The organism is Trichocoleus sp. DQ-U1 (genome assembly GCF_039961925.1).
Lineage (GTDB): Bacteria > Cyanobacteriota > Cyanobacteriia > Cyanobacteriales > FACHB-T130 > FACHB-T130.
In genome coordinates this window covers 38627-51453 of record NZ_JAMPKB010000043.1, presented here as the reverse complement: position 1 = coordinate 51453, position 12827 = coordinate 38627, and the positions used below count along the sequence as shown (strand labels likewise).

Genomic DNA, 12827 nt, shown 5'->3' with positions numbered 1-12827 from the left:
TTTCTTGTTCGTATGCTTTGACTACTTTTTCTCGAAAGTCGATGGAGTAAGGTTTCATTCTACCTGTTCATGCACTGACCTCAATGTACTCTATATACCTGCAATCTGCTGTAAAATGTTTTTGTCTTAGCAGATACGACCTCGCTTCCCTGCGGCTGAGTGACCCACAGGGTTGCTCCCCACCCATCTTTCATCCACAGGTTCCGAAGCTAGCTGATAACGGCTATCTGAAGAAAGCCGAATTTGCTGGGAGTGGTTATCTAAGCTGGCATGAATTGTAAACATACCGAAAATCAAAACATCTCCAGCTTTGAAATCGGCGGTTAGCCAACGTCCTCCGTATTTTTTTCGCAGAGAAACTGGGTTTTTTGATAACGCCCCATTCCACCACTTTTCACCCGATGCATACAATTGGGCAGTCTTTCGGTTGGAACAATAATTATCTACATCCTTGCGCCCATAATCGTTTTTAATCCTTTCCAGACGATGCGAGTTTTCTAAAATTATCAACCCTCCCATCTCCAGAGATACGTCGCCCAACGGTGTCCAAGTTGTGTAAAGGTCATGAGTTCCCCGTCCCATGTACACGATATCGCAGTGAGCATAAGTACCATGACCGGGGGCAACTGCCCTTAACCAGGTGTAATCGAAAGGTCGGACATCTCCGCCTAAAAAAACTTGATAAAATTCCATCATTCGACCCGAATAAAGCAGTTTTTTAATCGCCTGACTTTGGGCTGCTAAATCGGGTCTAAAATGCATTTTCAATCCCGGCTTTGCCACGCATTCTAGAATCGGGTGTCCGGGTTTGAGACAATCTTCTGCGGCTAAGAGTTCGGCAATTTCCTGACGGCTTTGCCAAACTTCTTGGGAATTTAGAAGTGCCCGAAGGTATAAATACCCGTCCTGTTGCATCTGCTGGCGCAGTTTCTGGGGCTGATTGAGTAAATTTGAAGAATCGCTTAAATAACCAAAAGCTTCGCTGCTGCAATCGAGTTCGTAACCTAAAGAAGTGAGGACGGTTTTCTCAGGTAAGACGATCATCACTCAGTATTTAAAGTTGCTATTCTCACATCTTATTCTCGTTATCAGGCAGCAGCCCAGAAACGAGAGATGCGAGGCTACTGCCGCCCCAGCGCCAGCGCTCAGACGAACGTTATCAAATCACATAATTGGACAACCCACTTGCTTGAAGGATTGTATTGCTATCCTGTAAGTTAGTTGCCCTGCGCTTGAATCGCCCACTCACTAGAACCATGACCCAGCAACCTAAACGCATATGTATCCTCGGTGGCGGCTTTGGCGGTCTCTACACTGCCCTGCGCTTGAGCCAGTTGCCTTGGGAAAAATCGGAACGTCCGGAAATTGTCCTGGTGGATCGAGATGACCGCTTTTTGTTCACGCCGCTGCTGTATGAACTACTCACCGGGGAACTGCAAACTTGGGAAATTGCTCCACCGTTTCAAGAGATTTTAGCGAACACGGGTGTGCGCTTCTGTCAGGGTGTTGTGGCTGGAATAGATATCCAAGAAAAACTGGTACATTTGCATGATGGCCCTGCCTTCTCCTACGATCGCTTGGTGTTAGCCCTGGGTGGAGAGACGCCGCTAGATATGGTGCCGGGGGCTGCCGAATATGCGTTTCCTTTCCGGACGATTGCTCACGCCTACCGCTTAGAAGAACGGCTGAGAATTTTGGAAGAGTCGGAAACAGATAAAATTCGCATCGCCATTGTGGGGGCGGGTTATTGTGGGGTTGAATTGGCTTGCAAGTTGGCGGATCGCCTTGGCGAACGAGGTCGCATCCGGTTAATTGAACAAGCTGATATGATTCTCCGGACATCGCCAGATTTTAACCGGGAAGCGGCGCGAAAAGCTTTGGAAGAAAGGGGCGTGTGGATCGATTTGGACACGGCAGTGGAGTCGATGTCACCGACTACGATCTCGCTAGTGTACAAAGCACAGCTAGACCCAATCCCAGTGGATTTGGTGCTGTGGACGGTGGGAACCCAAATGGCAGAGGCGGTGCGATCGCTCGAACTCAAACACAATCAACGCGGTCAAATTACCACTACGCCGACTCTACAAGTGGTTGACCATCCAGAAATCTTTGCCCTTGGCGACCTTTCGGACGCTCGCGACGCTGACGGTCAGCAAATACCGGCAACTGCCCAGTCTGCCTTCCAGCAATCAGATTATACTGCCTGGAATATCTGGGCGTCGCTAACCGGGCGTCCTTTGCTTCCCTTCCGCTATCAGAGTTTCGGCGAAATCATGACCTTGGGGACGGATAACGCCACTTTCACCGGCATGGGAGTAAAGCTGGATGGTTCCCTTGCCTATCTCTTCCGGCGTCTGGCGTATCTGTATCGGATGCCAACGCTCAACCATCAGTTGAAAGTCGGATTCAATTGGATTGCCCAACCTTTGTTGGAAATGTTCTCGAAGTAATCCGGAATGCAGGGTTATCAGCTTGGAGTCAAAGGTGGGCAATGCCCACTTATACAGTTTCACTATATTTATCTCTTAGATTCTCATGTAGGGGCGCGAGGCTTTGTCTCGTGCCCTTACGTTTAGGAAGGAATTGACGCTCCCACGGCTTTAAGGAAGTAGAGCTGTGGGAGCATCAATACTGAGATAGGATTTATGACATGATGATGAATCTAATCGCTGGTTTTGTTGGGTTTGCGATCTTGAGATGGAACGCTAAGGTAGCATGAAGCGCCCCAAAGTTATTTTTCTCGATGCCGTGGGCACCATGTTTGGTGTAAGAGGTAGTGTAGGAGAGGCGTATAGCGCGATCGCCAGTCGGTTTGGCGTTCAAGTCTCTGCTGAGGTGGTGAATCCAGCCTTTTACCAAAGCTTTAAAGCCGCACCGCCGCCAGTTTTTCCAAGCGCAGAACCCCAAGAAATCCCGGATCGGGAATTTGAGTGGTGGAAAGCGATCGCGCTTTCTACATTTGGACAAGTTGGCGTCTTGCCCAAATTTTCTAACTTTCCGAGTTTTTTTAACGAACTCTACGCCTACTTTTCCACTGCTGAACCTTGGTTTGTTTATCCCGATGTTCTTACAGCTTTGGAAAAATGGCGGGAAATGGAGATTGAGCTGGGTGTACTGTCAAATTTCGATTCCCGCATCTACTCGGTTTTGCAATCACTGAATTTAATTGAATTTTTTACCTCTGTCACCATTTCCTCGGAAATCGGTGCTGCCAAACCCAATCCCAAAATTTTTGCCGCTGCGTTGGAGAAACATAACTGTTCGCCTGAGGAAGCATGGCACATTGGCGACAGTCATAAAGAGGACTATCAAGGAGCAAAAGCAGCGGGACTCAAGGGCATTTTTTTAAAGCGCACTGAGTAGAGGGTTGGGACATGATGTAACAGTGTAGTTGTGGCAGCGAAAAGCCACGTATAGCGCGATACGGCCAGCGATCGTTTTTCTCAAGTGCTACTGCCTGTAGTTTCACCATCGTGACTCAAGAGCAACTGTGCTAATCGAGCCATGCTACTGCATCATTTCTACTTGCTTGGAGCGATCGCGTAACTCGTCAACAAGGAGTCATAGATGTCTTTTCTACCTTATGAAAATTTCACTATTACAACTAATCTAGATTCAGAAGAAGTCAAGAGAATATTGGCTGATGTCATTGAACCGCCTAAGACGTTTAGAAATTCTTGGTCTTCGGCATCAAGATCGCATAAACCCTATGAAGGTAAACTTTATGATGATAGTTTCCAAATATCTAGAATTATCCATACCCGAAATTCATTTTTACCAATTATTAAAGGCAAAATTTCCCCTCAAGTTATTGGTTGCTCAATCAATATAACGATGAAATTGCATATTTTTGTATTAATATTTATGGGCTACTGGTTGAGTATGACTGGCAGCATCGGAGTAGGATTTCTATTGGCATTGCTATCAGATAGTCGAATGGGCATAGCTGGTTTGATGCCCCTTGGGATGTTTGTATTTGGTTGTCTTTTATGCATAATTCCTTTTAAAATTGAAGCCAAAAAATCTAAGGAGTTTTTATACAAGCTGTTCAGCGCTTATTTTTCATAAAAATCACACGACAAAAGCATCTAAGAAAAATCCTTCGTTCCATTTGACTAGGAAGAAAGAGCATCGACCAACATTAAAGCAGTTTGATGGGAGCGATCGCGCTAATTTTGTAGCAAGATTAAAACTTGAGTCACTTAATTTTTTGCAGGTGTTACTTGGATGATGCAAGGCTGACTGTTGCACTGCTGGATGTAAAGCCGATCCACATAAGGTTTCTGCCACCTTAAAGGAATCTCTAGTAAATCTCGCGTACCAGTCATGCTTTGTCCTACAAACATTAAGAGTGCAATGCAGCTCAAAATGATGTGAATGGTGCGCCAGCGATTTAACCGATCTTTGTAGATATCTTCAATAATTGCTAACGAAAAAATCATCAGCATTGCCGCTGCGATGCCGATGTAGTAGTGAGACACCAACCACTCGTTGTCCCGACGATAGACGCCTTCTTGGAAGCCGAGAATAATTAAACCTGCGCCGGTTAAGGTTGCAAAAACGCCGCGCCAGAGCCGTTGTTTGGCTTTGTAGAGCAATACTAAGGAAGCAATTGTCGCCGCAAACATTAGAACAATAAAAATAACTTGAAAAGGTTTTTGGCTCCAGATTTGCTTGCTCAAAATATGCTCAGAAATTGGGTAAGCAAGCCCGATCAGGCTAACTCCAAGAATGACACCAGAGAGCCATTTGCCTAATTGAACGTGTTCTTGCCCAACTACTGGCGGAATTTTACTTTTGCCTTCTAAATTTTGCAAGCGGCGTTGGCGAGTCTGCCAAGCGCGGTTGACGACGATGCCAATCAGAGGGAAGACGACTGCAATTGCGATCGCAGGATGAATTAAAGCCGCCAAATCTGCAATTTCCATAACAACCTCAGTATGCGTTGATTTTTTAGCTACTGAAAGGGGCAAAGCCAAAGGTAGGGTTGAATAAGCGACACCAAATCACCACCGATCCAAACTCTGCTGGATTGACACTAGCAGGAATAGCATAGCGTTGAGCACCACTTATTTTTTGCAAGCGACCGATACTTACATAATCTTTCTCTTTAATGCCATTTGTTGGAGGTTTTTCAGAACGATACAGAATGACGAATAAATCCAGGCCATTGTCAGTTTTGAAAGCTCGATCTAACTCCAGATAGCGTTTTCCATTTTCTGTCACCAAGCGCACAGTTCCTTGGGTATGATGTTCTGATCCCTGAAAAGTCCCAGATTTTGTAGGCGTCTGTGCTACCGATGTAGCAGATGAGCCAGTTAATGGTGCAGGCTGAACATTTGGCTGATTAAAATTGGCTTCTATTGTATTACCTTTTAGCTTCAATGATTACTAAGATTATTTGGTGTTTAAACAGTCTTATTAACCCCTATTAATTAAGTAAAACTTTAGAGTATAGATAAAAGTTATAATTACTATAAAAAACGATATTACGTATTATCTAATATTTTTTTAATTTGTGTTTAATTGAAAATTAGTATATTACTATTAATTTCAATGAAACCTAAAATTAACTGATTATCAAACAACTTTGAATTAGGAAAGTACAGCGATGACGACTTCATACATTAAAAATAAAATCTCAAAGCGTCAAGTCCTAAAACGAATTTTCCGCCTTCGGATGGCAACGCTGCTCATGGTAGGAATTGTTGTCTTCGCAGCTGCGATCGCTACTGCGTGGTTTGCGGGTGAAGGGAAAATTAGTCAGCTGTTTGCCGAACTCAATACTTTACAAGAGAATCCACCCCTGTGGCTGCAAGCGCCCATGAAAAGTGAATACCTACTAGTTCCTACGGTTGCTTTGCTAGTAATTGTTTTGATAATAAGGAAAATCTCTCCAAAAACCGATGCTTGGTCTCGGTTTTTTGTAGTGGGGATTTTGCTGGGGTTAACGGGTCGATATATTGTATGGCGATCGCTCTCAACCCTGAATGTTGCTGACCCTCTGAATGGTGTCTTCAGCTTAGGGTTATTTTTCATGGAAATGTTGATGTTGAGTAGTAGTACAATTCAGCTTTTTTTGATGCTGAACGTAAAGGAGCGACATCGTGAAGCTGACCAAATGGCTAGAAGAGTGATTGATGGCAGCTTTATGCCAACTGTTGATATTTTTATTCCTACTTACAACGAGCCTATATTTATTCTTGAACGCACAATTATTGGTTGCCAAGCTTTAGATTATCCTAATAAGACAATTTATTTACTGGATGATACAAGACGTCCAGAAATGCAAAACTTGGCTGAAGAATTGGGTTGCGATTATAAAAGCAGACTCGATAATAGCCATGCAAAAGCTGGAAATTTAAATCATGCCTTTCCTCAAACAAGCGGTGAGCTAATTGTTGTATTTGATGCAGATTTTATTCCAACTAAAAACTTTCTCACCCGCACCGTAGGCTTTTTTCAAGATGAAACCGTTGCTTTGGTACAGACGCCCCAAAGCTTTTATAATTCTGACCCAATTGCCCACAATTTAGGATTAGAAAATGTCCTAACACCGGAAGAAGAAGTGTTTTACCGGCAAATTCAACCCATTCGGGATGCAGCAGGCAGCGTTATTTGTTCTGGAACTTCTTTCATTGTCAGGCGCAGTGCTTTAGAAGCAGCAGGTGGATTTGCCACCGATTCCTTGAGTGAAGATTACTTCACTGGAATTTGTTTATCTGCCCAAGGCTATCGATTAATTTACTTAGATGAAAAGTTAAGTGCTGGCTTAGCCGCAGAAAATATTGCCGCTCATGCTACTCAGCGACTACGGTGGGCACAAGGCACCTTACAAGCTTTCTTTATTAAGGCGAATCCATTAACAATTCCGGGGCTTAGTCCTCTGCAAAGACTGGCTCATTTAGAAGGATTATTGCATTGGTTTACCAGTTTGGCGCGGGTTTATTTTCTACTGATACCGTTAACTTATTCGTTTCTCGGCGTCATTCCCATTCGGGCAATGACTGGTGAATTGTTGTATTATTTTTTACCTTACTATGTCGTGCAACTCTCAGTTTTTTCTTGGTTAAATTATCGTTCGCGCTCAGCTTTGCTCTCAGATATTTACACGTTGGTGCTTTGCATTCCTCTAGCGGTGACTGTACTTCAAGTAATGCTGAATCCTTTTTGTAAGGGATTTAACGTAACGCCTAAGGGAATATCGCGCGATCGCTTTGCTTTCAACTGGAATTTAGCATGGCCTTTGATTATTTTATTTATAGCAAGCGCTGTCAGTTTGTGGCGAAATTTAGGAATGTGCATAATGGCGGGTGGCTGGCAAGGGGCGGAAGCTTACGAATCAACTGAAGTGTATAAAGGTATCGGCTTGGGTTGGATTTGGAGCGGCTACAATCTGTTAATGATTGGCATTGCGTTGTTAATTTTATTAGATGTCCCTAAACCAGATATTTATGAATGGTTTGATTTACGAAGGGTAATCCGCCTGAATGTTGCTGGGCAGAAGTTTTGGGGCATTACTACAATAATTTCGGAAGCAGGTGCCCAAATTGCCTTAACCCACGGAGGCCTAGCGAATGATACCAGTGAAATGTTGCCAGTGACATTAGAAATTATGGAAGAAAAATTAGAATTGCAAGGCAAAATTATCCACACAGGATTTAGAGATGAGTATCCAACGGTGCAAGTGGCTTTTGAGAAATTAAACCTCAAACAATATCGGTGTCTGGTAGAAATGCTATTTTGCCGCCCAGGTCAATGGAAACGCCGGGAGGCTCCTGGAGAGTTTGGTTCTTTGTTGCTGATTTTAAAAATTTTACTTCGCCCACGAATTTTGTTTGATAGGGAGCCACAAGTGAGAGCGATCGCGGTTTCCAAAATTTAAATCTTTGCTAATTTCAGAAACGAGAGAGGGTTGTCCTCATAAACTCCCTCGCTCTTGATTGAAGAACCCCATGAAAACACAGTAGAGACGCGATTAATCTTGTCTCTACGATCGTTAACAATTTGGGGGATATTCTTCGACCTATCTTACTTTAAAAGGTGAAGTGAGTTTATGGATCGAAAAGGGCGCTCACTATCGCCTTTCCTTTATCTGATAAGTGGATATGCGAAATAAATTACACATTAAATGTTATTAAAAACTTTATATAACAAGATAAAGTTGTGTAATTGATTCTGCACAGGTACTGACGATTCTGTTACTGGCAAGTCTACTGGACAGATATCTATAAACCAGAAGAAGTTTTCCCTAGAAAATGATAGGAGTAATCAAATATGTCGATGGAACATAAGGCGTTTGTATTTGACTATGATGCTTTTGCAGACGAATTGGGTAATATTCTAGAAAACGCCCTGCTGACTAATAATAATGAAAGGCTAGTGAACTTTATTAAGCAAAATCTAAATTTTCTAAAGGACCCCTATGAGGGTGAAGCTCTAAGCACTTCGTGGGATACTATGGTGGAACCGAAAGATCCTCACCAGTATGGCGACTTCGCACTCACGAAGTTCTATGACCCTCAAGATGACATTGGTCTTGGAGCGATGTGGGAAAATATCCAAAATATTCTCAAAATAGAATGCGGAAAGGATTTTGTCATTTTAGGTACTCCTTTTGGCTTTAAAGATAATTATTTTGATCCCGGAAAAATGGGATCGTACTTTCAGTCAAAAAGCCAAGTTAAAGGCAACTTGCAATTGCTAACAGAGATGCTTAAGCTAAAGCCAGCTCTTTTTGGTGAATTGAATGAGGCGTTAAAAATGATTCGGAAAGCTGCGGAGGTAGAAAAAGGCTTTTACATAACCTTTTGAGCTGACATACTAACCAGTTGTTGGTAAGATAAAAGGAAAAAATTTACTAATTAACTGTGCAGAATTAATTCGACAATCAGAGGCGAACGCTAATATAGAAGCATTCCACAAGAGATATTAAATATAACTGTCAACAAAAGCGATATCTATGTTTCCCCAGAAGACTATTTAGAAGGTGAGAAGATAAGTCCCATCAAGCACGAGTACAGACAAGGCGAAATTTATGCAATGGCAGGAGCAAGCGATGCCCACACAACTATTGCGGGAAATTTATTTGCGCTGCTGAGAAACCACGTTCGTGGTTCTGGCTGCCGTGTATACATAGCAGAAATGAAAGCTCGGATTGAACAAGCCAATATCTTTTATTATCCCGATGTAATGGTGACTTATGATGAACGGGATAAAACTCCTGATGATTTCAAATGCTATCCTTGCTCAATTGTCGAAGTGCTTTCTCCAATGACTGCTGCTTTTGATAGAGGCGAAAAACTTGCTGACTACCGAACATTAGAAACTCTACAAAAATATGTATTAATCAATCAAGAAAGGGTAAGTGTAGAGTATTTTCGCCGCAATGCTGAGGGGCGATGGGTTCCCTATCCCTACGGCGGAGGGGAAGAAGTTCACTTGGCTAGTGTTGATTTTAGGTGCGCGATCGCAACCTTGTATGAAGATGTATTAGCGCTTAGTTGATCGCTGAGTTACCCGCCCGGTTAGCGATAAATTGATTAATTGGCTAACTCATCCAGCGCAGCCTCTTGCCAGCGCTAAGATCGTTAAGCACTGTTTCGCTCTGCCCTCATGTCTGACCGTGTCAATCTTTCGGATGCTTTACCAACTGAGTCCTCAAATGGGCACCATTCCACGGGTGTAAATCAAAACAGCCAGAACGCGATTCGCATTCGCGGCGCTAGGCAGCACAACCTGAAGAATATCGATCTGGAACTACCGCGAGATCGCTTGATTGTCTTTACTGGCGTCTCTGGTTCTGGCAAGTCTTCCCTCGCCTTTGATACCATCTTTGCAGAAGGACAACGGCGCTACGTGGAGTCCCTGAGTGCCTATGCGCGGCAATTCTTGGGGCAGTTGGATAAGCCAGATGTGGATGCGATTGAGGGACTTAGTCCGGCAATTTCAATTGACCAAAAATCAACCTCTCACAATCCCCGCTCAACGGTTGGCACGGTAACTGAGATTTACGACTATTTGCGGCTGCTGTTTGGACGCGCGGGTGAGCCTCACTGCCCTCTGTGCGATCGCTCGATTGCACCTCAGACGATTGATGAAATGTGCGATCGCATCCTGGAACTGCCCGATGGCACTCGCTTCCAAATCTTAGCCCCTGTAGTGCGCGGCAAAAAGGGCACCCATCAAAAATTACTCTCCAGCCTGGTTTCTGAAGGATTTGCTCGCGTCAGAGTTGATGGAGAGGTGTTTCAACTGTCCGATTCTATTGAACTAGATAAAAATTATACACACACGATTGAAATTGTCGTTGACCGACTGATTAAGAAACCCGGTATTCAGGAGCGTCTAACCGACTCTCTCAGCACTTGTCTGCGTCATGCCAGTGGAATTGCGGTCATTGAGGTATTAAATGATACATCGAACCCCAAACAATCCGACCAATTAAATAATTCGTATACGGAAAATACCACAAAAAATGAAAGTGGGCAAGAAAACTCTACAAACGCTGAGAATTCCCATCAGGAAAGCTCCAATGAATTAGTCTTTTCAGAAAACTTTGCTTGCCCGGAACATGGGGCGGTGATGGATGAACTTTCTCCGCGATTGTTCTCCTTTAACTCCCCTTATGGTGCTTGTCCTCAGTGTCACGGATTGGGTAGCTTGCGGACATTTTCACCAGAGTTATTGGTACCTTTTCCGGAGTCGCCCGTGTATGCTGCGATCGCGCCTTGGTCAGAAAAGGATAATTCTTACTATCTCTCCCTTCTATACAATGTCGGACAAGCGTATGGCTTTGAAATTCAGACACCTTGGAATCAGCTAACAGCAGAACAGCAGCACATCATTATGCATGGTGCTGACAAATCAATCTGGAACGAAAGTCGAAATGATTTTAGACGGTATGCAGGCGTTATTGCTATCCTCCAGAAACAATACGATGAAACCAGTTCCGAACTCATTAAACAAAAAATGGAGCAATATCTCGTCGAGCAGCCGTGTGAAGTGTGCGCCGGGAAGCGATTGAAACCGGAAGCCTTGGCTGTGCGATTGGGACAGTATCGGATGCTCGATTTGACAAGCGTTGATATTGGGGAAAGTCGAGAAAGAATCAATAATTTGAAATTGAGCGATCGCCAGTTTCAAATAGGCGATTTGGTACTTAGAGAAATTAAAGCTAGGCTGCAATTTCTCCTTGATGTTGGCTTAGATTATCTGACGCTTGACCGTCCGGCAATGACACTTTCGGGTGGGGAAGCGCAACGAATTCGCCTTGCAACTCAAATCGGTTCGGGTTTAACCGGCGTCCTCTACGTGTTAGATGAACCGAGTATCGGACTGCATCAGAGAGATAATGGGCGCTTGCTGCAAACTTTAATTAAACTCCGCGACTTGGGCAATACATTAATTGTGGTCGAGCATGATGAAGAAACGATTCGTGCCGCTGACCACATTGTTGATATTGGTCCTAGTGCGGGCGTTCATGGTGGAAGAATTGTTTCTCAAGGTGACTTGGAGACATTGTTAGCAGCAGAAGATTCCCTAACAGGTGCTTATTTGTCGGGACGGCAAGTGATTGAAACACCTGCACAGAGGAGAGAGGGAAATGGGCGATCGCTAATTCTCAAAAATGCCTACCGCAACAACTTACAAAATATAGATGTCGAAATTCCACTGGGTAAACTTGTCTGCATCACCGGCGTTTCTGGTTCCGGCAAATCTACTCTAATTAACGAATTACTTTACCCAGCCTTACAACACCACCTCACCCGCAAAGTTCCCTTCCCGAAACATTTGGAAGCCATCAAGGGATTGAACGCAATTGATAAAGCAATTGTCATCGACCAATCTCCAATTGGACGTACCCCTCGTTCTAATCCAGCTACCTATACAGGTATATTTGATGCGATTCGAGATGTATTTTCACAAACGATAGAAGCAAAAGCGAGAGGTTACAAACCGGGGCAATTTTCTTTCAATGTTAAAGGCGGACGCTGCGAAGCTTGTGGCGGACAAGGCGTGAATGTGATTGAGATGAATTTCCTGCCAGATGTCTACGTGCAGTGCGAAGTTTGTAAAGGCGATCGCTACAACCGAGAAACTTTACAAGTGAAGTATAAAAACAAGTCTATTTCTGATGTTCTCAACATGACCGTAGAAGAAGCTTTGGAATTTTTTATAAATATCCCTAAAGCATCAACACGGTTGCAAACTTTAGTAGATGTGGGACTCGGTTATATCCGTTTAGGGCAAACTGCACCCACTCTTTCTGGTGGTGAAGCGCAACGAGTGAAGTTAGCCTCGGAACTCTCTCGTCGTGCTACCGGGAAGACGCTTTATTTAATCGATGAACCGACAACGGGTTTATCTTTTTACGATGTCCACAAGTTGCTAGATGTGTTACAGAGATTGGTAGATAAAGGCAATTCAATTTTAGTCATCGAACACAATTTAGATGTAATTCGTTGCGCCGATTGGGTTATCGATTTGGGACCGGAAGGGGGGAATAAAGGTGGAGAGTTAATTGCGATGGGAACTCCAGAAAAAGTGGCGGACAATCCGAGGTCTTATACCGGGCAATATTTGAAACAAGTGTTGCAGCAGCATCCCCCAAAATGACAACTTTTAATTTGTCAATCTACTAACCGCGATCGCGCAATACCAGTCTAAAAATTGACAGATTTTTAATGCTGGCTTTTCGCCAGATGCCTGTCTGGAAAAAGGTGAATTTTCTTAAGGAAGTAACTAAAGGAATTCAGCAATGGGCTTTGATAGCTGAAAATCTAAAACTTCCGTTGGTTGTTTTTTTTCCTTAACCCAAAACACAT

Annotated in this window: 10 protein-coding genes; 7 read left to right on the top strand and 3 right to left on the bottom strand. The window is 43.7% G+C overall.

The genetic code is table 11. The annotated features are described in order from the left end of the window. Positions 1–126: 126 nt before the first annotated feature. Complete coding sequence (locus NDI34_RS18010) at positions 127–1044, bottom strand: phytanoyl-CoA dioxygenase family protein (protein WP_348233370.1); 918 nt, start codon at positions 1042–1044, stop codon at positions 127–129. A 212-nt stretch (positions 1045–1256) separates the two neighbouring features. On the opposite strand from NDI34_RS18010, the gene NDI34_RS18005 reads away from it, so the two are divergent. The 3 genes from NDI34_RS18005 (at position 1257) to NDI34_RS17995 (ending at position 4068) form a co-directional block, all read left to right on the top strand. Next, positions 1257–2450: an NAD(P)/FAD-dependent oxidoreductase gene (locus NDI34_RS18005; protein WP_348233369.1), complete on the top strand. Its 1194-nt coding sequence runs from the start codon at positions 1257–1259 to the stop codon at positions 2448–2450. A gap of 265 nt (positions 2451–2715) precedes the next feature. Then, positions 2716–3363 (top strand): HAD family hydrolase, encoded by a 648-nt coding sequence (locus NDI34_RS18000; RefSeq protein ID WP_190667499.1) that lies wholly within the window; start codon positions 2716–2718, stop codon positions 3361–3363. A 204-nt stretch (positions 3364–3567) separates the two neighbouring features. Continuing rightward, on the top strand, positions 3568–4068 hold the full coding sequence (locus tag NDI34_RS17995; RefSeq protein WP_348233368.1) for a hypothetical protein: 501 nt from the start codon (positions 3568–3570) through the stop codon (positions 4066–4068). A 134-nt stretch (positions 4069–4202) separates the two neighbouring features. On the opposite strand, the gene NDI34_RS17990 is transcribed toward NDI34_RS17995, so the two are convergent. Continuing rightward, the gene (locus tag NDI34_RS17990) at positions 4203–4928 is read right to left on the bottom strand and encodes a DUF4079 domain-containing protein (RefSeq protein WP_348233367.1); all 726 of its coding nucleotides are present in this window, start codon (positions 4926–4928) and stop codon (positions 4203–4205) included. A 25-nt stretch (positions 4929–4953) separates the two neighbouring features. Beyond that, the gene (locus tag NDI34_RS17985; RefSeq protein ID WP_190533242.1) at positions 4954–5385 is read right to left on the bottom strand and encodes a DM13 domain-containing protein; all 432 of its coding nucleotides are present in this window, start codon (positions 5383–5385) and stop codon (positions 4954–4956) included. A 226-nt stretch (positions 5386–5611) separates the two neighbouring features. Between NDI34_RS17985 and NDI34_RS17980 the strand changes: the two genes are divergently transcribed. The 4 genes from NDI34_RS17980 (at position 5612) to uvrA (ending at position 12618) form a co-directional block, all read left to right on the top strand. Further along, positions 5612–7885 (top strand): glycosyltransferase, encoded by a 2274-nt coding sequence (locus NDI34_RS17980; RefSeq protein ID WP_348233366.1) that lies wholly within the window; start codon positions 5612–5614, stop codon positions 7883–7885. 392 nt (positions 7886–8277) lie between these two features. After that, entirely contained in the window at positions 8278–8814 is a 537-nt protein-coding gene (locus NDI34_RS17975; RefSeq protein ID WP_348233365.1) for a hypothetical protein, read from the top strand. A 123-nt stretch (positions 8815–8937) separates the two neighbouring features. Further along, positions 8938–9507, top strand: a complete 570-nt coding sequence (locus tag NDI34_RS17970) for a Uma2 family endonuclease (RefSeq protein WP_348233371.1) — start codon at positions 8938–8940, stop codon at positions 9505–9507. 108 nt (positions 9508–9615) lie between these two features. Further along, a complete protein-coding gene (uvrA, locus tag NDI34_RS17965; protein WP_348233364.1) occupies positions 9616–12618 on the top strand; it encodes an excinuclease ABC subunit UvrA in 3003 nt (1000 codons plus the stop codon). The last annotated feature ends 209 nt before the right edge of the window (positions 12619–12827 follow it).

What these genes read in the sequence shown, in the direction of transcription:
- uvrA (WP_348233364.1), top strand. Translation starts at nt 9,616, where the DNA reads ATGTCTGACCGTGTCAATCTTTCGGATGCTTTACCAACTGAGTCCTCA.
- NDI34_RS17980 (WP_348233366.1), top strand. Translation starts at nt 5,612, where the DNA reads ATGACGACTTCATACATTAAAAATAAAATCTCAAAGCGTCAAGTCCTA.
- NDI34_RS17975 (WP_348233365.1), top strand. Translation starts at nt 8,278, where the DNA reads ATGTCGATGGAACATAAGGCGTTTGTATTTGACTATGATGCTTTTGCA.
- NDI34_RS17990 (WP_348233367.1), bottom strand. Translation starts at nt 4,928, where the DNA reads ATGGAAATTGCAGATTTGGCGGCTTTAATTCATCCTGCGATCGCAATT.
- NDI34_RS18000 (WP_190667499.1), top strand. Translation starts at nt 2,716, where the DNA reads ATGAAGCGCCCCAAAGTTATTTTTCTCGATGCCGTGGGCACCATGTTT.
- NDI34_RS18010 (WP_348233370.1), bottom strand. Translation starts at nt 1,044, where the DNA reads ATGATCGTCTTACCTGAGAAAACCGTCCTCACTTCTTTAGGTTACGAA.
- NDI34_RS18005 (WP_348233369.1), top strand. Translation starts at nt 1,257, where the DNA reads ATGACCCAGCAACCTAAACGCATATGTATCCTCGGTGGCGGCTTTGGC.
- NDI34_RS17995 (WP_348233368.1), top strand. Translation starts at nt 3,568, where the DNA reads ATGTCTTTTCTACCTTATGAAAATTTCACTATTACAACTAATCTAGAT.